Origin of the sequence: Enterococcus sp. DIV2467a, from assembly GCF_050532945.1 — a bacterium.
GTDB lineage: Bacteria > Bacillota > Bacilli > Lactobacillales > Enterococcaceae > Enterococcus > Enterococcus faecalis.
Genome location: NZ_CP172896.1, coordinates 268989 through 293402, shown reverse-complemented (window position 1 = coordinate 293402; position 24414 = coordinate 268989). Strand labels below are relative to the sequence as shown.

The 24414-nt window shown below is 40.7% G+C and carries 19 protein-coding genes and 1 riboswitch; of the genes, 6 read left to right on the top strand and 13 right to left on the bottom strand.

The window, feature by feature from the left end; all coding sequences use genetic code 11:
* Positions 1-5: 5 nt before the first annotated feature.
* The 3 genes from IGL80_RS01370 (at position 6) to IGL80_RS01360 (ending at position 4312) form a co-directional block, all read left to right on the top strand.
* Positions 6-821, top strand: coding sequence for a PTS mannose/fructose/sorbose/N-acetylgalactosamine transporter subunit IIC (locus tag IGL80_RS01370; protein WP_002365419.1), 816 nt, complete (start codon positions 6-8; stop codon positions 819-821).
* On the top strand, positions 818-1645 hold the full coding sequence (locus IGL80_RS01365; protein WP_002358979.1) for a PTS system mannose/fructose/sorbose family transporter subunit IID: 828 nt from the start codon (positions 818-820) through the stop codon (positions 1643-1645). The genes IGL80_RS01370 and IGL80_RS01365 overlap by 4 nt, the downstream gene beginning before the upstream one ends.
* Before the next feature lie 147 nt (positions 1646-1792).
* Positions 1793-4312 (top strand): sigma 54-interacting transcriptional regulator, encoded by a 2520-nt coding sequence (locus tag IGL80_RS01360; protein ID WP_002358978.1) that lies wholly within the window; start codon positions 1793-1795, stop codon positions 4310-4312.
* A 146-nt stretch (positions 4313-4458) separates the two neighbouring features.
* Here IGL80_RS01360 and IGL80_RS01355 read toward each other — a convergent pair whose 3' ends face one another.
* From IGL80_RS01355 to IGL80_RS01330, 6 genes are all read right to left on the bottom strand, one after another.
* Entirely contained in the window at positions 4459-5019 is a 561-nt protein-coding gene (locus IGL80_RS01355; RefSeq protein WP_002354788.1) for a hypothetical protein, read from the bottom strand.
* 178 nt (positions 5020-5197) lie between these two features.
* Positions 5198-5590, bottom strand: a complete 393-nt coding sequence (gene rpsI / locus IGL80_RS01350; RefSeq protein ID WP_002354786.1) for a 30S ribosomal protein S9 — start codon at positions 5588-5590, stop codon at positions 5198-5200.
* Between the two features lie 13 nt (positions 5591-5603).
* A complete protein-coding gene (gene rplM / locus IGL80_RS01345) occupies positions 5604-6032 on the bottom strand; it encodes a 50S ribosomal protein L13 (protein WP_048670019.1) in 429 nt (142 codons plus the stop codon).
* 236 nt (positions 6033-6268) lie between these two features.
* Positions 6269-6736, bottom strand: a complete 468-nt coding sequence (locus IGL80_RS01340) for a Dps family protein (protein ID WP_002354782.1) — start codon at positions 6734-6736, stop codon at positions 6269-6271.
* 127 nt (positions 6737-6863) lie between these two features.
* Positions 6864-7583: a DUF5105 domain-containing protein gene (locus IGL80_RS01335; RefSeq protein WP_002358977.1), complete on the bottom strand. Its 720-nt coding sequence runs from the start codon at positions 7581-7583 to the stop codon at positions 6864-6866.
* Between the two features lie 83 nt (positions 7584-7666).
* Entirely contained in the window at positions 7667-9187 is a 1521-nt protein-coding gene (locus tag IGL80_RS01330) for a gluconokinase (protein ID WP_002358976.1), read from the bottom strand.
* A 108-nt stretch (positions 9188-9295) separates the two neighbouring features.
* Here IGL80_RS01330 and IGL80_RS01325 point away from each other — a divergent pair, with 108 nt between their 5' ends.
* Positions 9296-9988: a prepilin peptidase gene (locus IGL80_RS01325; RefSeq protein WP_002358975.1), complete on the top strand. Its 693-nt coding sequence runs from the start codon at positions 9296-9298 to the stop codon at positions 9986-9988.
* A 49-nt stretch (positions 9989-10037) separates the two neighbouring features.
* Here the strand turns inward: IGL80_RS01325 and rpoC are convergent, their stop codons facing one another.
* The 5 genes from rpoC to IGL80_RS01300 all read right to left on the bottom strand — a co-directional run bounded on the left by rpoC (position 10038) and on the right by IGL80_RS01300 (position 19036).
* On the bottom strand, positions 10038-13691 hold the full coding sequence (rpoC, locus tag IGL80_RS01320) for a DNA-directed RNA polymerase subunit beta' (RefSeq protein WP_430598423.1): 3654 nt from the start codon (positions 13689-13691) through the stop codon (positions 10038-10040).
* 166 nt (positions 13692-13857) lie between these two features.
* Positions 13858-17472: a DNA-directed RNA polymerase subunit beta gene (gene rpoB, locus IGL80_RS01315; RefSeq protein ID WP_002389470.1), complete on the bottom strand. Its 3615-nt coding sequence runs from the start codon at positions 17470-17472 to the stop codon at positions 13858-13860.
* Positions 17473-17842: 370 nt separating this feature from the next.
* Entirely contained in the window at positions 17843-18184 is a 342-nt protein-coding gene (locus IGL80_RS01310) for a type II toxin-antitoxin system PemK/MazF family toxin (protein WP_002354774.1), read from the bottom strand.
* The gene (gene mazE, locus IGL80_RS01305; RefSeq protein WP_002354773.1) at positions 18184-18414 is read right to left on the bottom strand and encodes a type II toxin-antitoxin system PemI/MazE family antitoxin; all 231 of its coding nucleotides are present in this window, start codon (positions 18412-18414) and stop codon (positions 18184-18186) included. The genes IGL80_RS01310 and mazE overlap by 1 nt, the downstream gene beginning before the upstream one ends.
* Before the next feature lie 406 nt (positions 18415-18820).
* On the bottom strand, positions 18821-19036 hold the full coding sequence (locus tag IGL80_RS01300) for a zinc ribbon domain-containing protein (RefSeq protein WP_002358974.1): 216 nt from the start codon (positions 19034-19036) through the stop codon (positions 18821-18823).
* A 138-nt stretch (positions 19037-19174) separates the two neighbouring features.
* On the opposite strand from IGL80_RS01300, the gene IGL80_RS01295 reads away from it, so the two are divergent.
* Positions 19175-20167, top strand: a complete 993-nt coding sequence (locus tag IGL80_RS01295; RefSeq protein WP_002358973.1) for a biotin--[acetyl-CoA-carboxylase] ligase — start codon at positions 19175-19177, stop codon at positions 20165-20167.
* A 66-nt stretch (positions 20168-20233) separates the two neighbouring features.
* Here the strand turns inward: IGL80_RS01295 and IGL80_RS01290 are convergent, their stop codons facing one another.
* Positions 20234-20866 (bottom strand): RloB family protein, encoded by a 633-nt coding sequence (locus IGL80_RS01290; RefSeq protein ID WP_002358972.1) that lies wholly within the window; start codon positions 20864-20866, stop codon positions 20234-20236.
* Positions 20867-20874: 8 nt separating this feature from the next.
* Positions 20875-22170 carry an AAA family ATPase gene (locus IGL80_RS01285; RefSeq protein ID WP_002396787.1) on the bottom strand — a complete coding sequence of 432 codons (1296 nt, stop codon included), beginning with the start codon at positions 22168-22170 and terminating at the stop codon, positions 20875-20877.
* Between the two features lie 203 nt (positions 22171-22373).
* A riboswitch (M-box (ykoK) riboswitch) is annotated at positions 22374-22540 on the top strand.
* Between the two features lie 91 nt (positions 22541-22631).
* Here IGL80_RS01285 and IGL80_RS01280 point away from each other — a divergent pair.
* On the top strand, positions 22632-24248 hold the full coding sequence (locus IGL80_RS01280) for a phosphatase PAP2/LCP family protein (RefSeq protein WP_002358967.1): 1617 nt from the start codon (positions 22632-22634) through the stop codon (positions 24246-24248).
* Positions 24249-24414 lie beyond the last annotated feature (166 nt).

Genomic DNA, 24414 nt, shown 5'->3' with positions numbered 1-24414 from the left:
GAACAATGCTTATGCATGCAACAATGGCAGCCTTAGCTGTATTTATCTGTTTTGCTGGGAATTATTTAACTGGTCAAAGTATGATGGAACGTCCCTTAGTCGTTGGATTAGTCACAGGAATTTTAATGGGCGACATGAAAACAGGGGTCTTAATGGGGGCCTCTTTAGAAGCAATTTTCTTAGGAAATGTTAATATCGGTGGTGTTATCGCAGCGGAACCTGTAACTGCGACTACTTTAGCCACAACGTTTGCAATTATTTCAAATGTCGAACAAAAAGCCGCCATGACGTTAGCCGTACCAATTGGGATGTTAGCCGCTTTCGTGGTGATGTTTTTAAAAAATGTCTTTATGAATATCTTTGCTCCTTCTCTTGACAAAGCAGCACGTGAAGGCAACCAAAAAATGGTTGTGACACTGCATTACGGAACGTGGATTATTTATTATTTAATCATCGCTTCGATTTCATTTATCGGAATTTTAGCAGGAAGCGGGCCAGTAAATCTGTTTGTTGAAAGCATTCCACAAAATTTGATGAACGGCTTAAGCGCAGCTGGCGGACTTTTACCTGCCGTTGGGTTTGCTATGTTAATGAAACTGTTATGGGATAATAAATTAGCCGTCTTTTACATTTTAGGCTTTGTTTTAACCGCGTACCTACAATTACCAGCCGTTGCGGTGGCGGTTATCGGGACAGTAATTTGTGTCGTGAGTGCCCAACGGGATGTAGAATTTCGCGACATTCTAAAAAGAAAACCTGCGGCGTCTTCTGCGGTTGAAGGCAGCGCGAAAGAAATCGAAGAGGAGGACTTTTTCGCATGAAGTTAAAAGAGAATTTATCTAAAGAAGAGAAAAAAATTATGCGCTCTGTTTTCTGGCGTTCTTGGACGATGAACGCTAGCCGGACAGGAGCTACACAATACCACGCAGTGGGTGTCATGTACACTTTACTCCCAGTTATCAATCGTTTTTATAAAACCAAGGAAGAACGGGCCGAGGCATTGGTGCGTCACACCACTTGGTTCAATGCAACCATGCATATCAATAACTTCATCATGGGGCTCGTTGCTTCGATGGAAAAACAAAACAGTGAAGACGAAAATTTTGATGCTAGCTCTATTACAGCAGTTAAAGCCTCACTAATGGGGCCACTTTCAGGCATCGGTGATTCCTTCTTCTGGGGCATCTTACGTGTTATTGCTGCTGGGATTGGGATTTCATTAGCCAGCACTGGTTCGCCATTAGGGGCGATTGTCTTCTTACTTTTATACAACGTCCCTGCGTTCTTAATTCACTATTATGCGTTGTATAGCGGCTACTCAATCGGTGAAAGTTTTATCCAAAAAATGTACGAATCAGGCGGAATGAAGATACTCACAAAAGTATCGAGTATGCTAGGCTTAATGATGATGGGCAGTATGACTGCTTCGAATGTAAAATTCAAAACGATTCTTGAAGTTTCCGTTAAAGGAAGCGAAGACGTAGTTAAAATCCAAGACTATTTGGATCAACTATTCGTCGGTATCGTACCATTAGCCGTGACGTTACTTGCTTTCTGGCTATTACGCAAAAAAGTCAATGTTAACGTGGTGATGTTTGGCATCATGTTCTTAGGCATCTTGCTAGGATTACTAGGCATCTGTTAAAATTGAAACAATAAACATTTAATTATTAAACACTTAGAGCCTGAGACAAAAATCCAAAGTGATTTTTATCTCAGGCTTAAAAGCTGATAAACGGCGGGAACAGAAGCAACCCCTTTCCCGACCTCTCTTTTGGAAGGACGATGAATCATGCGCTTGGAGACCTACCAACACTTAGTTGATATTTTAGAAACCAGCAACACCCCGATGAGCACACAAGAAATTGCCACAAAAATTCAATTAAGCCGCTCGGTAACCAGCTTATACTTAAATAAATTATTGGAAAAAGGTGAAGTCCAACAAACGGGAAAAAAACCCGTTTATTGGCAATTAACCCGTGCAACAACCCCCACGACCGATGTGTTTCGACAATACATCGGTAGCCAAGGCAGCGCCAAAAAAGCCATTGAACAATGCAAAGCCGCTATGTTGTATCCCCCATTGGGTATGCCTTTATTAATCCATGGAGCCAGTGGTGTCGGCAAAAGCTTTTTGGCAAAGCTGATTTATGAGTATCTGAAAAATGAACAAATCATTGGCCTGGAAAAATTCTACACCTTTAACTGTGCCGATTATGCCAATAATCCCGAATTGCTATCATCTATTCTCTTCGGCCATACCAAAGGCGCATTCACTGGGGCTGAATCAGAAAAACAAGGACTCTTGGCCCAAGCTAATAATTCCGTACTCTTTTTAGATGAAGTACATCGATTATCCAACGAAAACCAAGAAAAACTCTTTCAGTTTATGGATACAGGGACCTTCCGCCCTATTGGTGAAGAAGGAAAAATGGTGCATTCCAAGGTCCGGCTACTATTTGCGACCACCGAAAACCCGAAAAAAGTCTTATTACCAACCTTTTATCGCCGAATTTCCGTAATCGTCTCACTTCCGAACTTCAAAGAGCGCCCCATTCGAGAACGGATTGCGATTTTAAAAAACTTATTCCACCGAGAAGCGAAACGAATGACCAAAGACATCAACGTGGACGAAGAAATCTTTACGGCATTATTAGAAAATGACGAACCTGGCAACGTGGGAAGTTTATCCAACAAAGTGCAGCTCCTTTGCGCGTCGCAATTACGAAAAACTTTGCCCAATCAACCCGTCGTCATTGGCGATGCGACTCAACCAATGATTGCGATTCCTTTAGACAAAGAAGTGTTAGAAGAAGACACACTTTCTTCCGATATTTTCGCAACATTTGAAGCCTTATTTACAAAAGAAAAAACACTGGCCCACTTAAAAACTGAACTGACACAATTCATTAAATATTGTTTAGACGATGAAATAACCTTAGAAAATGATTACTTTTTACAAAACCTAGTCACGGAAGTCCAAACCAAAAACAAACTAATTATTAACCAACCTGAACAAACTGAAAAACCGATGAAAGATGTTGCCAAATTGCTGAAAATTTTACCGCCAACATTTAACGAAACAATGCTCCTTCCAGTCCAAGCACAGTTAAAAGAACACTATCCGCGAACGGTTTCCCTCGTGAAAAACTTAGTCAGTCCGCTGCCAGAAGAATACCGTTTCTTGACAGAGGTACTCTTATCTGTATTACTCAGCGGGGAAATTTCTGAAACGATTCCTTACCAAGCGCTCCTCGTGGCGCATGGTGAATCGACTGCCACAAGTATTCAAGCCGTTGCCAACAAATTATGTGGTACCTATATTTTCGATGCGATTAACATGCCCTTAACCTCCTCCGTCCGAGATATCGTCGCCGAAGTTAAAGACTGGCTTTCTCAGCGGGACACATCACAAGGCGTCATCATGCTCGTCGATATGGGTTCCCTGACACAACTTTATAAAAGTTTGAAACCGCAAATTCTTGGAGAACTTTTGGTGATCAATAACCTGACCACTGCCTATGCGTTGGAAATTGGTCATCAATTAATGAACGAACAACTTTTCTATGGTATTGCTAAAACCGCTGAAAAAAAATTTAAAACCGATGTACAGTACTTTGAAGGCTTTTCAGTGGAAAAAAATATCATTGTCTCTAGTATTTCAGGTCTGGATATTGCCAAGCAAATCAAACAAATCTGTCAAAAATACTTGTATACTGATATTAAAGTCATTACCCTAAAATACAAAGATTTGGTGAACACGTTAGACATTGCCAACGCCGAAGAAAATTATTTAAAAGAAACCTCGCTCATTTTGACGACGTCCTACTTAGACAATCATACGAATGTTGCTAGCGTGAACCTCTTAGACATGTTAGACGAAGATGCAGGAACCCAGTTGATGGAACCTTTCCAAAACTTGATGCATCCCAATAACATCGATAGCATGATTAACGAATTTGTTCACTTCTTCTCGAAAGAAGGCTTGTCAGAAAAACTAGAATTTCTAAATCCTGACGTCATTATTAAACAAGTCGAAAACGTTACAAAAAACATTGAAAAACGCTTCGACCTCACACTCAGCGGCAAAATGAAATTTAACTTAATGATGCACAACGCGCTCATGGTAGAGCGGACAATGCTCGGCGTTGAAGACTATGAAATCCCTGCTAACCTCGAGGAACTAACCATTAACCAAAAACCATTTTTCCAAAATGCTAAAAACATTTTCTATACTCTAGAACAGTTTTATCGAATAGAGATTTCCAACTGGGAACTCTATGTGATTTATGAAATTTTGTCTTCTCGGTGAGGGTTATAGGGAGAGTCTCTTTTGTTCAGATGATTATCTTAAAATATAGCTAGTGGGCCATAAGTCATTTCGACTTATGGCCCACTTTTTTTATTTTGTGTTAAAACACTTTCTATCAACAGAAAGTGTTTCAATAAATATTTCGTTTAGGCAGCGCCATTTCCTGTAGTGTAAACGAACAGGACAGTGAACAGGATGGACACGCCAACCATTATTAATTTTTTCGTTTTGTCGGGGTCCTCTTGAAGTAGCCATTTAATCAACAGACTGCCTCTAATCCGTTGACTTGCCTTCTCTTTTTCAGTCGCTGACTTTGTATAACGCCAACCATAAAAGTGCCAACGAAGTAAATTGGCGTACCAAGCTCGATAGTTTTTAGAAAGAAAACCACCACAGATAAACAATGCTCCTAATAAAATATCCAAATACAACCAAACAATAAATGTTAACGGAATATCGATTAATGAATAATTCTTCACTTCAATCACTTGATCTTTCAAGCCAAATTGATGAATAATCCGTTCTTGGTATTCAGAATCCGTCTCCGCTTCTTCTTTTCCCCCAACAACTTTTATGGCTGACTCGACGCCCATACCTTTTATAAAAGCTTGCTTGGAATGACAATACTTACATTCCACCACTTGATCAGCGGTATCGTACCATCTAAACGCATTCGCCCCACAACTTTGACAAACCACACTACTCATTTTCTGCCTCCGATATTCGTTATTTTTTATGACTATGTTTCATTACTTAATGATACCATTTTTTGGAGAGGGTTGGGTTAGAGAGATTGATAAAAAAGACACTTTCTCATTGCGAGAAAGTGTCTTGAAACATTGTAATTGATTAGTAAGCGAACACGTTCGCAACGACTCCAAGTAATTAACGTTTTGAGAACTGTGAAGCTTTACGGGCTTTCTTAAGACCTGGTTTTTTACGTTCAACCATACGTGCGTCACGAGTAAGTAACCCAGCGCGTTTTAAAGCAGAACGGAAGTCAGGATCTACTTGTAACAATGCACGAGCGATTCCGTGACGGATAGCTCCTGATTGTCCAGCATAGCCACCACCGTTTACGTTTACGATTACATCGTAAGCGCCTTTTGTTTCAGTTACGCCAAATGGTTGGTTGATAACTTCACGCAAGTCAGCATGTGGAATATATTCTTCTACGTCTTTTTTGTTTACAGTAATTTTACCAGTACCTGGTACTAAGCGTACGCGGGCAACTGCATTTTTACGACGGCCTGTGCCGCTATATTGTACTTGTGCCAATGAATTTCCCTCCTTAAATTAAGTTCGTGATATCTAATACTTCTGGTTGTTGTGCAGCATGTGGATGCTCAGCTCCACCGTATACGTTCAATTTAGTAAATTGTTTACGTCCTAAAGTGTTTTTAGGTAGCATACCTTTTACAGAAGTTTCGATAAGACGGCGAGAGTTTTTGTCGCGTAATTCACCAGCAGTCACTGATTTTAATCCTCCAGGATACATTGAGTGACGGTAGTAAATTTTGTCTGTAGCTTTTTTACCTGTTAATTTTACTTTATCAGCGTTAATTACGATTACGAAATCTCCAGTATCCACATGTGGTGTGAATGTTGGTTTATTTTTACCACGTAGTACAGAAGCAACAACTGCTGATAGACGTCCTAAAGGAACATCTGTTGCATCTACTACGTACCATTTACGTTCTACTTCGCCAGCTTTGGCCATATATGTTGTACGCACGTTTCTTTCCTCCAATTTTGTTTTCGATGTTTGACATACACTTGAGTTTCCGGGGCTCATTGTGGGGCAAACAATACCATTTAATATTTTACCTTCAATCACTGATAAAGTCAATGTTTTTCTGCGCTTTCAGAAAATAGATTTTCACTTATTTTTTTGTGCCTTTTAAACAGAAAAAAACCGCCAACGTCAACGTCAGCGGCTTTGGGAGTTGTTTTAAATTATGCGTCAATACCAGGCGCTTTGCCAAGTTTGGCTTGTAACATCCAAATATTTTTTTCGATGTCTGTTTTGTTTGCGATGAAAATGTCTTGTGTGCAGTCGTCGCCTTCTTCACCAGAAACTTCGATTCCTTTTGCGTAAAGGTCTGCTAAGTAACGGTAGCCTGCTACTAATTTTTCCATACGTTCTGGAATGGTGCGGTCCCAGTTACCAATTTCATCTTCAATTTTTGTATTTTCTGCGAATTCACGCAATGTTGAGAATGGAGAGCCGTCCAAAGTGATTAAACGTTCTGAAACAACATCTAACTGCTCATTGATTTGATCCATGTATTCATCCATTTGTGGGTGAAGTGTTAAAAATTCAGGTCCACGCATATACCAATGTGTTTGATGAATTACCACGGAAAATTGGCTTAAATCTGCAACGAGTTGGTTCAAAATTTCTTTTGTTTTTTCAAATTTCATTCTTTGTCATCCTCCTAAATATTATTTCTACACTCTTAGTGTAATATGAATTGTGAAAAAAGTACACTGAAAACCTTTCTTTTTTAAAATTATTATCAAATTATAATAATTACAATAAAGAATCTAATTAATTTCCTGAAATCGCTGTTTTTTCATCCGCAGCGACGACTTTTTGTTCTGCTTGAGTGAGAATCGTGTCGAGTGCCTCTGTCAACTGGTCAGTATCTTCTTTTCCTGTGACGAAAGCTAAAAAAAACTGATTCAGTCTCAGTTGCTCCACTGCTGGCAAGTACCATTGTCCTTCTACTTGCTTAACCGTTAATGGCAGTTCAACTGGCTCATGGCTGACATTGATTTGTTGGATTTCTTTTTTTAAAACGGCTAACGTGTGCTGCATGTCTAGCGCTTGTGTCGCCTGTTGCGTTTGCTGAAGAAGAGCAGTGGTTGTATCTTCAATCGCCGTCACAAAATCTAAGCCCTTAATCTGAAAAGTGATTGTCGCTTGTCCATTCAATTCTTTCGTGGCTACTAGTTGATATGACGCTTTTTTCTTCACTTGAGCCAGTAATTCTGCGCTAAGCTTCTGGGCTTCAGTCTCGGTGACTTCAGCGTTCATTTCTTTTAAGCTATTGAAAAATTGCTTCTGGAACTGTTGACGGCTCGTCTGCAAATGCTCCGCTAAGACTTTCGGTTCACGAAAAGTTTGAGAGAATGTCGCTGGCTTTTCTTGATAAATAAAGTAATCTACCAACTGTTGCGCTGCTTTTTCGCCGGAACGAGACGGTGCACTGCAGCTTGCTAACGCCCCAATGAATAACAGAAATAGTGGTAGTAGCTGTTTCTTCATTCCTCATCCTCATTTCCTCAAGTCTTCGTCTCTCTTCTAGTTAAGCAACTTCTCAGCCATTTGTCAAAGCTATTTACTATCAATTATTTGCGGAATTCTGCTAATTTTTGATAACTTTGTGCTAAAACTTGTTGGGTTTCTTGAAAAACAGGATACAGTTCTTGATAAACTAGCAATTGATCCGCTCGTGGCGTGACCGTTTCATGAATCAGCACCTGTTGCGCCGCTGCTTGTAAATTGGGTAACTGACCTAAGCCTTGCCAGCCTAGCAAAACAGCGCCTAATGCCGAAGCTTCGGTGCTATCAGTGAACGATAACGTTTCTCCCAGCACATCAGCCATGATTTGACGGAACACAGGGGAATCAGCAAAGCCGCCTGTCGCTCGAATCTCCTGAACGGGTCCACCGAGTTGTTTCAAATCTTCTAAAATGGTTTTTAAATTGAAACAGATGCCTTCCACCACCGCTCGAGCTAAATTTCCGGCATGGTGATTTTTGCGCAAGCCAATAAAACTTGCGCTCGCCTCTGCATTCCACAGCGGTGCTCGTTCACCTAGCAAATAAGGATGAAACAGTAAGCCATTTGCCCCAGCTGGCACGGTTGCAATTTTGGCCATAATTGGGTCATAGAGATTGGTCCCGTTTTGGAGAGCTTGCTGACGTTCTTCTGCAAAAATCGTTTGGCTCGCCCAATCTAACGCAACTGCACCATTACTACTTGCGCCACCAATCACCCAGTGCTGTTCATCTAGAGCAAAACAAAACGTTTCACCTTGCGGATGCAAAAAAGGTTCTTCGACAATATACCGAAGTGCGCCGCTCGTACCAACGGTCAAAGTCGCTACACCCATTCCTAGCGCTCCCAAACCTAAATTAGACAACGGGCCATCCGCACCACCAAGAACTAAAACCGTTTCCTCCTCAACACCAAGCATCTCTTGCCAAGAAGGCGCTAACGCTGGAAAAATGAACGTTGACGGGGCAACTTTTGGCAACTGTTCCTCCTCAATAGATAAATACGCTAAAATCGACGATTCCCATTGCCGCGTGTGAATATTAAATAAACCCATCCCTGAAGCACTACTATAATCTGTCCAGTATTCGCCAAAGAAACGGTAAAAAATGTAGTCCTTAATCCCAATAAACTTGGCCGCGCTCTGCGCAACGGCTGGCTGATTTTCCTGCAGCCAGCGAATCTTGTACAAAGGCGCCATTGGATGAACTGGCATGCCTGTCAATTGATAAAACAATTGGGCCGCTGGCGTTTCTTTTAACGCTTCCGCATAATCAGATGCTCGTGTGTCAGCCCAAGTAATCACTTGGGTCAATGGGCGTCCTTGCGCATCCATGGCAATTAAGCCATGCATCGCTGAAGCAAAAGAAATGAGCCCAATTGGTTGATTCTTCACTTGTTGTGTGACGGTTCGAATACAGTTCACCACAGCTTGGAACAGCGTTTCTGGGTCTTGCTCTGCCATTCCTTCAGTCTCTTGAATTAATGGATAACGCACATAGCTAGAAGCTACGACTGTGCCATTTGCTTGAAAAGCCACTGCTTTGGCTTGCGTGGTGCCAACGTCGACACCAATCGCTAATTTTTCCATTTGATTCCCTCATTTCTTGTTTCTTTTATTATTCCTAACAAAAAAAGATTTGTCTAGTCAAACGAAAAAGTTTAAAAAAAGCGTAGTTTATTTTTAAGGAGGTAACCTATGTTTTTCTTGAGTCTCTTTTTGATTGGTGCCTGTTTCGGTTCTTTTTTATGCTTAGTGGCGGAGCGCTTACCAGTAGGGCGTTCTTTGTGGTGGCCCCCTTCCCACTGTCAAGGTTGCCACCAGCCTCTACAACTCTATGAATTAATTCCAGTTGTTTCGATTTTGCTGCAGCGCTTTCGTTGTCTAAAGTGTCAACAGCCAGTAGCTAAGAGTTATCTTTTAGCAGAACTTGTCATGGGCGGGTTAACCGCAAGCTGTTTTTCAGCTGGCCTGACGATTGATGCTTTGATTCTCTGGTGGTGGCTGACGAGTGCTTTCACATTATCCTTGATTGATTACTGGTATTTAGTGGTTGAACCGAAGATTCTTTATCCTAGTTTTCTTGTGCTTTGTTTGCTGAAAATTGCGGGTCAGCATTCGTTTTACTTACTGACTGGTCTTTTTTGTTTTTGTTTTTTCCAAGCCGTCTTACATTATTTTCCGGAAGCCATGGGGCGAGGGGATCTTTTATTACTGGGTTTGTGGGGCTGTTTTTTACAGGTACCTCAGTTGCTGATGCTACTATTTTTTGCCAGTAGTTATGGCCTAATCTATGGCTACAGCTGTAAATTTTTGGGGTATCCAGTTGAACAGACACTTCCCTTTGTCCCCTTTTTAAGTTTGGGCTTACTCACAATCAGTTGCTTATAGCAAATAAAAAAAAGCCGCAAGGAGCATGCTCCTTACGGCTTTTTAGGGTTTATTTATTGATGTTTTTCATTGCATCTTCAGCAGCCATTTGTGCTTCAATGTCTGAAATACTATAAACGTTTTCGCTAGCTACGCCAACTTCTTTTGGTTCCATGTTACGGTAACGAGCCATACCAGTACCAGCTGGGATGATTTTACCAATGATAACATTTTCTTTCAATCCAAGTAATGGATCTTTTTTGCCACGGATAGCAGCATCTGTTAACACGCGTGTTGTTTCTTGGAAGGATGCAGCAGATAAGAAGCTGTTTGTTTCCAATGACGCTTTGGTAATACCAAGTAAGACTGGACGACTAGTAGCAGGGACGCCACCAGCAACTAATGTGTCGTAGTTACGGTCTTTAAATTCTGCGATGTCCATTAATGTTCCTGGAAGGATTTCAGTGTCACCTGGATCCATTACGCGGATTTTACGTAACATTTGACGAACCATTACTTCGATATGTTTGTCGCCGATTTCTACCCCTTGCATACGGTAAACACGTTGTACTTCACGTAATAGGTAGTTTTCAACAGATAAAACATCACGAACTTGTAATAATTGTTTTGGATCAATTGAACCTTCTGTCAACGGTGCACCACGGTGGATGATGTCGCCTTCAGCAACTTTCATACGTGCAGTGTAAGGGACAGTATAGGTACGTGTATCTGTTTTTCCTTTGATGGTTACTTCTTTTTGACGTGTGGCAGGATCTTCAGAAATATCGATAACTTCACCGGTTACTTCTGTAATCACTGCTTGTCCTTTCGGATTACGTGCTTCAAAGATTTCTTGGATACGAGGTAAACCTTGAGTGATATCGTCACCGGCAACCCCACCGGTATGGAACGTACGCATGGTTAACTGTGTACCAGGTTCCCCGATAGATTGAGCGGCGATTGTACCAACTGCTTCTCCGACTTCAACGTCAGAACCAGTTGCCAAGTTACGTCCGTAACAGTGCTTACATACACCATGTTTTGTGTTACATGTAAAGACAGAACGGATGGTTACTTTTTCAATACCAGCGTCCACGATTTCTCTGGCAAGATCTTCAGTGATTAATTGATCCGCACCAATGATGATTGCACCAGTTTCTGGATGAACAACTGATTTACGTGTATAACGACCTAATAGACGTTCGTCTAATGGTTCGATAATTTCGTTACCTTCACGAATTGCTTCGATTTCAAGACCACGGTCAGTGCCACAGTCGTCTTCACGAATGATTACGTCTTGGGCAACGTCAACTAAACGACGTGTTAAGTAACCTGAATCGGCTGTCTTCAAGGCCGTATCGGTCATCCCTTTACGAGCCCCGTGAGTTGAAATAAACATTTCTAAGACAGAAAGTCCTTCACGGAAGTTTGAGATGATTGGTAATTCCATGATTCGTCCATTCGGAGCGGCCATCAAACCACGCATACCAGCTAACTGTGTAAAGTTGGAGATGTTACCACGGGCTCCAGAGTCAGACATCATGAAGATTGGGTTACGAGCTTCCATACTTTCGATCAGTTTTTGTTGGATTTCGTCTTTGGCACCGTTCCAAACGCCGATTACACGTTCATAACGTTCGTCATCAGTAATTAAACCACGACGGAATTGTTTAGTAATTGTTTCAACTTGTTTGTGGGCAGCGTCAATGATTGCTTGTTTTTCATGAAGAACCATGATATCGGCAATCCCTACCGTCATCCCAGCATACGTTGAGTGTTTGTAACCTAAGTCTTTCATGCGGTCAAGCATTTTAGAGGTTTCCGTAATGTGGAATCTCTTGAAGACTTCAGCAATGATATTTCCAAGATTTTTCTTCTTGAATGGTAAAACTAATTCTTGCTCTTTAATGTGTGCAGGAATGTCTGTACCAGCTTCTACGAAGTATTTATCTGGTGTTTGAACAGTTAAGTTATAGTCTGTTGGTTCGTTCAAGTAAGGGAACTCAACAGGCATGATTTCGTTAAAGATGATCTTACCAACTGTGGTGATTAAGATTCGTTCTTTTTGCCAATCAGTAAATGGTTTGTCACCTAAAAGTGTTGTTTGAACCCCAATCCGTGAGTGTAAATGCACGTAGCCATTTTGCCATGCTAAAACAGCTTCGTTCATGTCGCGGAAGATCATGCCTTCCCCTTCACGGCCTTCTTCTTCCATTGTTAGGTAGTAGTTACCTAAGACCATATCTTGAGATGGTGTAACAACTGGTTTACCATCTTTCGGGTTCAAGATATTTTGGGCAGCAAGCATTAACATACGAGCTTCTGCTTGTGCTTCTTCATTTAGAGGCACGTGAACCGCCATTTGGTCTCCATCGAAATCGGCATTGTAGGCTTCACAAACTAATGGGTGAAGACGGATCGCACGACCTTCAACAAGAACAGGTTCGAAAGCTTGGATCCCTAATCTATGCAACGTAGGTGCCCGGTTAAGTAAAACTGGGTGTTCTTGGATAACTTCTTCTAAAATATCCCAAACTTCATCTTCGCCACGTTCGATTTTACGTTTCGCATTTTTAATGTTTGTCGCAATTTCACGTTGTACTAATTCACGCATTACAAATGGTTTGAATAATTCAATCGCCATTTCTTTTGGTAAACCACATTGGTACATTTTTAAGAACGGACCAACGACGATTACGGAACGACCAGAATAGTCAACACGTTTACCTAGCAAGTTTTGACGGAAACGACCTTGTTTCCCTTTCAACATGTGAGAAAGAGATTTCAATGGACGGTTACCTGGTCCAGTAACTGGACGGCCACGACGACCATTATCGATTAAAGCATCGACCGCTTCTTGTAACATCCGTTTTTCGTTTTGAACGATGATGCTTGGCGCATTTAAGTCTAATAAACGTTTTAGACGGTTGTTACGGTTGATAACACGGCGGTATAAGTCGTTTAAGTCACTTGTTACAAAACGACCACCTTCCAATTGAACCATCGGACGTAAATCTGGTGGAATAACTGGGATAACATCCATTACCATCCAGCTTGGTTGGTTACCAGAAGCACGGAAGGCTTCTAAGATGTCTAAACGACGGATGGCACGTGTCCGTTTTTGACCAGAAGCTGTTTTTAATTCTTCTTTTAATTGCGCAACTTCGCCATCTAAATCGACGTTATCTAATAATTGTTTCACGGCTTCGGCACCCATAGCAGCTTTGAAGGCTTGGCCATATTGTTCACGTTTTTCACGATATTCGCGTTCCGTTAACAATTGTTTTTTCTCTAATGTTGTGTCACCTGGTTCGATGACAACGTATGAAGCAAAATAAATGACTTCTTCCAATGCACGAGGGCTCATGTCTAAAACAAGACCCATCCGAGATGGAATTCCTTTAAAGTACCAGATATGTGAAACTGGTGCGGCTAATTCAATATGTCCCATACGTTCACGACGTACTTTTGAACGAGTGACTTCAACGCCACAACGGTCACAGACAATACCTTTATAACGGATACGTTTATATTTACCACAAGCACATTCCCAGTCTTTGGTTGGACCAAAAATGCGTTCACAGAATAACCCTTCACGTTCGGGTTTTAATGTACGGTAGTTAATTGTTTCGGGTTTTTTAACTTCCCCATAAGACCAGCTTCTGATCTTTTCTGGTGAAGCAAGCCCTATTTGCATACTTTCGAATTTATTTACATCGATCAAAAGGAATTCCCTCCATTTCCTTATTTAGAGAAGCTGAGTCAGCAACTTGTTAGCAAATGGCAAGCATCACTTGAAAGAAGGTCTGACGACACTTGGAACAAGTAATGGCTTGCGCAGTTGCAACAAAGTCGCAGTTGAATCAACTCATCAGAGTGGTAGCGACAAATTAGTCTCTGTCTTCGGCTGTTTCAATTTCTTGAACAACGTCTTGTGCTTCTTCTTTCACGACTGATTCTGCTTCTTTTTCCAGCTGTTTCGCTGATTGTTGTTCCGCAAATTTGGTTAGTGCGTCAACGGTGATTAAATCATCATCGTCATCGTCCATATCGCGTAACTCAATCTCAGCTTCCTCAATGTCCAAGACACGCATGTCTAAACCAAGTGATTGTAATTCTTTCACTAATACTCGGAATGATTCAGGCACACCTGGTTTTGGAATTGGTTCACCTTTAACGATGGCTTCGTATGTTTTCACACGTCCGACAACGTCATCAGATTTGTAAGTTAAGATTTCTTGTAATGTGTAAGCAGCACCGTAAGCTTCCAGTGCCCAAACTTCCATTTCCCCGAAACGTTGTCCACCGAATTGAGCTTTACCACCCAACGGTTGTTGCGTAACAAGAGAGTAAGGTCCGATTGAACGAGCATGCAATTTGTCATCAACCATGTGGGCTAATTTAATCATATACATGACACCAACGGAAATACGGTTATCAAATGGTTCACCTGTACGTCCATCGTAAAGAACTGTTTTAGCGTCGCTAGCCATACCAGCTTCACGAACAGTTTCCCAAACGTCTTCATCGGTTGCCCCATCGAAAACAGGTGTTGCGACGTGAATACCTAATTGGCGAGCAGCCATACCTAAGTGTAATTCAAGTACTTGTCCGATATTCATACGAGAAGGTACCCCTAATGGGTTCAACATGATATCAACAGGTGTTCCGTCAGGTAAGAATGGCATATCTTCTTCCGGCATAATACGGGAAACAACCCCTTTATTTCCGTGACGTCCCGCCATTTTATCTCCTTCGTGAATTTTACGTTTTTGAACGATATAAACACGAACTAACATGTTGACACCTGGTGATAATTCATCGCCAGCTTCACGAGTAAAGATTTTCACATCATGAACGATACCGCCGCCACCGTGAGGTACACGGAGAGACGTATCACGAACTTCGCGGGCTTTTTCCCCGAAGATTGCGTGTAATAAACGTTCTTCTGCAGATAATTCTGTAACCCCTTTAGGTGTGACTTTCCCAACTAGTAAGTCGCCATCTTGAACTTCAGCACCAATGCGGATAATCCCCATTTCGTCTAAGTCTTTCAACGCGTCTTCCCCAACGTTTGGAATTTCACGGGTAATTTCTTCAGGTCCTAATTTTGTATCACGTGCTTCTGATTCATATTCTTCAATATGCACAGAAGTGTAGACATCGTCTTTAACTAAACGACGGCTCATGATAATGGCATCCTCGTAGTTGTAACCTTCCCATGTCATGAAGGCAACTAAGACGTTTTGCCCTAAAGCCATTTCGCCTTCTTCCATAGAAGGTCCATCCGCTAAAGTATCGCCTTTTTCAACTTTTTCACCTAAGTGAACAATTGGGCGTTGGTTGTAGCTTGTTCCTGAGTTAGAACGACGGAATTTTGTAACCATATATTTGTCTAATGCGCCATTGTCGCGACGAACGCGAATTTCTTTTGCATCGACGAATTCTACGACACCGTCATGTTTACATAGTAAAGCAGCACCTGAGTCATGGGCTGATTTATATTCCATACCTGTACCTACCCACGGAGAGCGTGGTTGAATTAACGGCACCGCTTGACGCTGCATGTTGGCACCCATCAAGGCACGGTTGGAGTCATCGTTTTCTAAGAAAGGAATACATGCTGTTGCGACTGCGACTACTTGTTTTGGTGAAACGTCCATGTAGTCAACTTTGTCTACGGCAACTTCTAAGTTTTCACTTTGTAGACGCGCCATAACAACATCATTGGCAAATGTGCCATCTTCATTTAAAAGTGAGTTCGCTTGCGCTACGATATAATGGTCTTCGATGTCTGCTGTTAAGTAATCTACTTGATCAGTAACACGGCCTGTCGCACGATCAACACGGCGATAAGGCGTTTCGATGAAACCAAATTTATTCACTTTCGCATAACTAGATAAGCTATTGATCAACCCGATATTTGGTCCCTCAGGCGTTTCAATTGGACACATACGACCATAGTGAGAGTAGTGAACGTCACGAACTTCATAACCGGCACGGTCACGAGTCAAACCACCAGGCCCTAAGGCTGATAGACGACGTTTATGGGTTAACTCACCTAATGGGTTTGTTTGGTCCATGAACTGTGATAACTGTGAAGAACCAAAGAATTCTTTGATACTTGCTACCACTGGACGGATGTTAATTAATTGTTGTGGTGTCAATGTTTCTGTGTCTTGAATAGACATTCTTTCACGAACCACACGTTCCATACGGGCTAAACCAATACGGAATTGGTTTTGTAATAATTCGCCTACTGAACGGATACGACGATTACCTAAGTGGTCGATGTCATCGACATTGCCGATATCTTCCATTAAGTTGAAGAAGTAGCTCATTGAAGCAACGATATCTGCTGGACGAACTGTTTTGACGCTGTCGTCTGGATAGCCGTTACCAATCACATTTACGATACGTTCAGGATCTTTTGGTGAAAGAACTTGAATCACTTGGATCGTCATTGGTTCAGTTACTACCGCATCTTCACTTGGATAGTAAGTTACGCTGTTTAAGCCGTTGTCAATGTATTCGCCTAATGTTTCCATGATTTGGTGTGTTAAAACCGTGCCTTTTTCGACAATGATTTCACCAGTTTCTGGATCAACTAGCGTTTCAGCTAAGGTTAAGTTTAAGAGACGTGTTTTTAAGTCTAATTTTTTGTTAACTTTGTAGCGACCAACGTTTGCCAAATCATAACGTTTTGGATCAAAGAAACGTGCAGTTAACAAGCTACGTGAGCTATCTGCTGTTTTTGGTTCGCCTGGGCGAAGACGTTCATAAATGTCTTTCAAGCCTTCTTCTGTACGAGAATCACTTGCATTTTTGTGTAAATCTTTTTCAATTGTGTTGCGTAAGCTTTCGCTGTCGCCGAAAATTTCGAAGATGGTATCATCTGAACCGAAACCTAAAGCACGAACTAACACAGTTAAAGGAATTTTACGTGTGCGGTCAATCCGAACATAAGAAATGTCTTTCGCATCTGTTTCCATTTCTAACCATGCACCACGGTTAGGAATGACTGTTGAGCCAAAACCTTCTTTGCCGTTTTTGTCCACTTTTCCATGGAAGTAAACACCTGGAGAACGAACTAATTGGGAAACGATAACACGTTCTGCCCCGTTGATGATGAAGGTACCCATTTCTGTCATTAATGGGAAATCGCCGAAGAAGACTTCTTGGGATTTAATTTCACCTGTTTCACGGTTGGTTAAACGTAATGTTACATGTAATGGCGCAGAATAGTTGGCATCATGTGCGCGGGCTTCTTCTACTGTGTACTTTGGTTCTTTTAATTCATAGTCAACAAATTCTAAGGATAAGTTTCCTTGGAAATCATCAATTGGTAAAATGTCTTCAAACATTTCACGAAGTCCCTCATCTAAAAACCATTGATAAGAGTCTGTTTGGATTTCAATTAAATTTGGTAATTCCAATACTTCACTGATACGTGCGAAACTTCTACGTTCGCGATGCTTTCCGTATTTTACTACGTGTCCAGCCAAGCTCTTCACCCCTCTAGTTATAAGTCTATCAAAACACCGATCCGAAAAATTACATTTACGTTACATATATTAAATATATGTAACAAAAAGCATTTTTTGCAGTTTTTAAGCAAAAAAAAACCAAAAATAGAACATGCTTCCGAAAAATTTTCTGGCGTTTCTACTTTTGTTTTCCTATAAAAAACCGGAACGGACAATATTTCGCTCCTGCTTCGTCACTTTCAGATAGTTTTTGCTCTATAGATTCTACTACCTTTGTCTAGAAAAGTCAAGGGTTTCTTTAAGGTTTTCTTTTTCATAAAAAGGAGTTTTTTTGTAAAGGGTTTTAATGAAAAAATGCGTAATAAATAATTACGCATTTTTTCAACAACTAGAAAATATATTCAATTATTTGGTCAATTTTCGCCATATCTTTTAATGGCAAATGCTCAATTTGACTTAATTTTCTTTCAGTGAAGTCCAAAGACTTCAGTTGTGAGATCACTACTTGTCCTTGGGTTTCTATGTCATCGGGCAACGTATATCGAGTGGGAATATTTTTAATGGTGGAAGTAATCGGGCAAATCACAGCAAACATGGTTTTCCGATTAAATTCATATCTTGACACGACTAAACCAGGCCGTCTCTTCTGAATCTCTTTGCCTGCAGCAGGATCAAAATCAATCCATACAATATCTCCTTTTTTGGGAATGTACTTCTTTTCAACGTTCATTAAAAAAGTTCTCTCCCCTCAGGTGCAAGATCATGCCACTCATCTTTTTCATAATACTCACCTTCTGGACCTTCACTAAATGGATCCTGAATTTTAGGGACTAATGTAATTGTACCGTCGTCAGAATACATCACAATATATTCTTGGTCGACTTTTGGTTTTTTACCATTATCAGTGGGTAAAGTTAAAACGACCGAGCTTCCTTGTCTTCTTGATTTAGTTGTTAGCATGAAATCACTCCCTTCGCTTCATTATACTATGCCTTTGCAATGATGGAAAGAATTTTAAATCACATTTAATGTGACTGAGTTTACTATATAATGCACGTGGGACAAAAATCACTTTGGATTTTTGCTCCACGCTCAAAAACTGATAAACGGCGGGAACAGAAGTAACACTACGCGTTGCTCCGATCTCAACAACTTCTAAGGTGTTTTCTCGACATGCGTCTCGTCACAGTACAGCCTTCAAAAGAGCTACAGCTCTAAGAGTTGCGATGTTTCACTGTGAAGCATGAACAGATGAAATCATCGTACCTACTTGGTTCTCGGAGTTAAACGCTTCTGGCCCGACCTCCTTTTCCCCTATCTTCCTCTTCACACAAAAAAACGAATGCAAATATGCATTCGTTTTTGACTAACCGCCACCTAATAAAAAGTCTAGGACATTCATGCCGCCGCTTGTTTGGCTGCGGTAAAGTTCGGTGTAGCCGCATTGGGTACAGCTAATTGTAATAAATTTTTTATTTTGAACATCAAAAATTTTCGCAAAGTTCCCACCTGTTGCTTGAAATTGGTCCGACACATAGTGCATGTTGCCACATTTCTCACAAATATATTGCTGCTTTTCCATTCCCCTCACTCCTTCTCAATAAAACAAGTATAGCAAACGCCTGCTTCATTTTCCTCCATCCTAAGATGGATTTTTTCACTAGTTGACCAAGCCTTTTCCTTTCCGCTACAATAAGCATAACGAATCGGAGGAAAAAATATGTCGACAAAAAGCCAAGTCCTAACTTTATTGATGAAACAAACGCCCGCATTCCTTTCGGGCGAAGAGATGGCACAACGTCTATCCTTATCTCGCACAGCTATTTGGAAAGCGATTAATGAATTGAAAAAAGATGGCTATCAAATTACTAGCGTGCAAAACAAGGGGTATCGCCTTGAAAAATCAGATGTCCTTTCTGCAGAAGGCATTCAGTTGGCATTATGGCCCCAAACGCCACCTTTAACAATTACCGTCCTAGAAACATCTGAATCTACCATGACCGATGCTAAGCGGGCGATTTTAGACCAGACGCCCGACAATACATTGATTGTTGCTGACATGCAAGAAATGCCGCGGGGCAGGTTCGGCCGACCATTTTTCGCTACGCCAGGTAAAGGGATTTACATGAGCATGGTGCTTCAACCGAACCAAAATTTTGAAGAAATCGCTCAATATACTGTGATTATGGCCGTAGCGGTCGCTCGAGCAATGGATGCTCTGGCAGGCGTTCACACAGAAATTAAATGGGTCAACGACCTTTATTTAAACGGCAAAAAAGTTTGCGGGATTTTGTCGGAAGCCATGAGCAATGTGGAAACAGGGCAGATTTCTAATGTTATCATCGGCATGGGGATTAATTTTTCAATTACAGAAACCGAATTTCCTGAGGACATTCGGCAGAAAGTGACTTCTCTTTTCCCAGATGGTGAACCGACAGCGACGCGAAATGAATTAGTCGCCAACATTTGGAATCATTTTTATCAAATTTTAGACGAACGTTCAACGAAAGACTTTTTAGAAGAATACCGACAACGCTCCTTTGTGATTGGCAAAGACGTCGCTTTTACCCAAAACGGGCAAGACTTCCGCGGCGTTGCGACAACCATTAATGGAAACGGGGAATTGATTGTCCAGTTGCCTGATGGCACGGCCAAAACGTTGTCTTCTGGGGAAATTAGTTTGGACCAGATTGGTGAATGGCGTCGAGGATAAGTGGGGAAGTTTAGAAAAAGAGCAAGAAAGCATCTGTCTAAATTTAAACAGATGCTTTCTTGCTCTTTAAAAATCAACTTCTTTTTGTGCTAACATTTCGCACAATTCTTTTGGGAAATTCGTATAGGGATTTTCATTGATTTTCATTTCTTCTAAAGGAGACAACCAGTTTTTATTCGTATTCTGAAAAGCAATAGCTACTTTTTCTTCAAGATACTTACATACTTCTGCGCCTTTAAAATTTCGATAACTGTCTTTTAAATGCAGAACTTTCTCTAATCTCCCATATAAATTTTCTCTAGTCATGTATCGATTGACTTCCTCAAAGTGAAGTAATAACCAGAGTTCAAAGCATTCATTTGAAAAAATTGTCTTGATTTCAGGACGATGTCGTTGTGCACATCTTACCGCGTTTTCAATCGATTCTGTGGTTTGTTCGTCCTTGTCATACATAACATAAAACAAATCATAATTGTCTCGCTCCGCTTTTCCCATACTCCGAATACAGGAAACGGCGTATTCGACCAACGCCTCTCCTTGACGTCTACATGTTTTTACTTTGAGTTTACTTTTAATATTGACTGCAGAATATTTTCGTTTAATCAATCTAAGGTAAGCTTCTTCTGTTTCTCCTTCGCAAAAAATCATGACATTTGGTTTTAATTTCTTTCCTTTTTTTACCCTTTTTATTTTTGGCATACCAACTTCTACTCCTTTACCTTCACTGCCTGAACGATTTCACTTCGATCAATATGAGGAACACCACCGAACAGACCATTTAAATAACGGCGATAATATGTGATATCTCCGCGACCTTTTTTTGGGTCTGCTTCAAAGTCATACAAAGCGTATAATTCGCTGGCGCCACGATAATTCTTATCTGTGAAGTAAATTTGATCCTTTCTCAATTGATTATCCATCAAATGAAGTTCATGGGAGGTCAAGATAAATTGTGTATTCGTCTCCATGGCATTGAACGCTTCTAACAATGTTCCTGACAACTCTTGATGAAACGCATCATCAAATTCATCAAAAACAAAAACTTTTTCTTCTGGATTAAATAAAATATTTAGCGCTAAGCCAATTAATTTTTTTGTCCCAGAAGATTCCAAATCATAATGAATACGTTCTTGTCCGACCACTTGATTCATTTCGTCATATTGGTTATAAACAGAGTATAGCGAATACAGACTTTTCTTGACTCGACCAATTTCAATGGTCGGGGCTTTTTCTTGGATAATTCGTTCTAAAACAGCGGCTAATTTTTCTTGTTTCGAGTAATCTTCCTCTTTGTCTTTCACAGGAACCAAGTCAACCATGTTCATATCCGCAAGTTTCAAAAAGTTCAAGACTTTCTCTTTGTCTTTTTCATTGCTCAGCCGTTCAATATTCCGTAAAGATCCATCAAAAATAACTAACTGATTGGCAAACCAACGAACGACATTCGTAGCGTGCTGATCATTTTTTGATTCCAACGTATGGATAACTAACGAATTAGACTTAATTTGTGTTTGGTATTCTTGATATTTTTCTGGAAAAACGGAAGATTCCGCACCGTCTCTCTTAAAATAATAAACAAAATCATCCTGCGTTTTGTCATAAATCTCTAAAGATTCCTTAACTACTTCGCGCGCTGTGTTAGCTAACGAATAGCGATACAAGACACTGTCATTAATAAATTCAATGGTCATAACAGATGGGCTTTGTTTAGTAAGAGGGTCTAACGCAAAAGGTTCATATAATAAAGCATCATTAATCGAAGCTTGTTCTCTTAAAACTAATGTTTTTAATGCATTTAACCCACTCACTAAATTTGATTTTCCTGAACCATTTCCCCCAAAAACAATGGCACTCTTCAGTAACCTTAGTTTTTCTGGGTAATTTTTAGGTTTCACTTCGAAACGATTATTGACATACTTTCGTAAATACGCACCTGTTTGTAGGGAAAGTGTTTGTTCCTCTTTAAAAGATAGAAGATTTTTGACTGTAAAATTAACTAGCATGCTGTTCACCTCCTCGTTTTTTCATCTATTCTTTTATTATATCGTTAAAAGCAGATACTGTAAAACGTTTTTCCGTTTTTAAAATAACTTTCCCGAAATAACACTTTTCTCCCACACCTTTAAATTTATTTAAAAAACAATAAATTTTCTTAAACTTCATTGTGAGAACCGCTGCATAAATTCTATACTTCTAGCGTTAGATAAAATAACCTTGTTAGGTGAGGCTCCTATCCAAACATAGGCTATTGCGCAGAAATGTCGAAAGACACCAATGTGTAAAACAGGAATGGTCGAATTAAGGCTCTTCTAAAAATAGCTAAGAGAAATCTTTACGTTGGATAGTGCTAAAGCTCAGACGATGAGAACCGATTGGCTTGCTGTGTCCTGTTTAGTCGCAAGCGCTTATTTACGATCGATGCTGGCTTAGTCTACTCTTTCAAGGGAAAAAGAAAGGGATTCTCATGCAAACATCGAATAAAAAATTTCCACTTTATGCCCTAACAACGCTTGGTTTTACTTTCCTCACTTTGTTAGTGGCGGCTAGTCCAAATTGGTTTCAACAAATGGACGAAGCTATCTATCACATCAAATGGCAATTAAATGCCCCACTTTTAACAGCGGTCAATCTGTTAGCAAAAACAGCCACAATTGGACCAATGCTGCTATTCTTCTTATTATTGATGGTGTACCTTTTACGCAAAAAAGAAAAAATCCTAGCCTTTTGGGCTGTCAGTAACCTATTAGCTGTCGGCTTTTTAGGGAGCGTTTTTAAACATGTGGTGGGTCGGGCTCGACCAAACCTAGGCGCTTTAGCTGACCGGAGCTCTGCTAGCTTTCCCAGCGGACATTCATTATTAGCAATGGCGCTGGTCTGTACGATTTTGATCGTTTTGGCCTATCTTCATGTCGAAAAAACCAAAGGCATCAAAATTTCCTTACTCACTTATTTAGTTTTGATTGTGTTAGGTCGCTTAATCTTACGCGTTCATTATCCTAGTGATGTCATCGCTGGGATGCTCCTAAGTTATAGCTGGATCAACTTTTCATTTCAAATTGTTCAACGTTATTTGCCGGCACCTGAACCAGAGGAAGCAGAAGTACCGACACAACGCCGGCGCCGCCATTCTCGTAAAAGAAAAAGTTTATTCGTGGTCTTCAGTTTAACCCTTTTATTTTTAGGCACACTTTCTGTTTCGGCTTACGGCGTCAGCATGTATCGTAATTTGCAAAAAACGGCGAACACCATGTATAAACCAAGAAAATCTTCCATGAAGAGTCCCGATTTAGCCAAAGGTGAGCCGGTTAGTTTCTTAATTATGGGAATTGCGAATGACTCAAAACGCAAAACCGATTACCGCTCCAACGCCTTAATGGTGGTTACAGTGAATAATCAATTACAAAAAACTACCATCACCAGCATCCCGCGTGACTACTATGTGGAAATGGCTGGCACCAATGGCGAATACAATAAAATCAATGCGGCCCACGTTTTCGGTGGTGCCGATATGCAAATTAAAACGGTTGAAAATGTCTTGCACATCCCAATCAATCATTACTTTTCAATTGATATGGATGCTATGAAGGACCTTGGCGATGCGGTGGGCGGCGTCACTGTTGACAATGCCTTTGCTTTTGACGCTGAAGGGATTCATTATCCGAAAGGCAAACAGCATTTAGGGGGCTGGGAAGCTTTACAATACGCGCGCATGCGTTACGAAGACCCCGAAGGCGACTATGGTCGTCAACGCCGCCAACGAGAAGTTTTAATCGAATTAACCAACAAGCTACTTTCTTTTAACAGCTTGCTAAAATATCAAGAAATTCTGGACGTAATCGGCGAGCATGGCGAAACCGACTTGTCCTTTGACCAAATGATGGCAATGCTAAAAAAATACACCCCCGCACTAAAAACGATTGAAACCGATCAATTAAAAGGCTACGATTACACTGGCGATGGCGTGACAGGGATTGAAGGTATTTCTTATCAACTTGTGGAAGAGAGTGAACGCCAACGTGTCGAAAATGCCATCAAAGAACAAATGAACCTCTCTACGAAAGACACTGAACAATCGCAATAACGACTAAAAAGCAGCGCCCCTTAATGAAAGGGGCGCTGCTTACTTTGGCTAGTTAGACGGTCATTTCAAAAATATTAATTTTTGTCACCGTTAGTAACGGCTCTACATCAGAGAGGTATGTTAGCGCATAGCTCTCTTTTCATTACCATTATAGCACAATTACCTA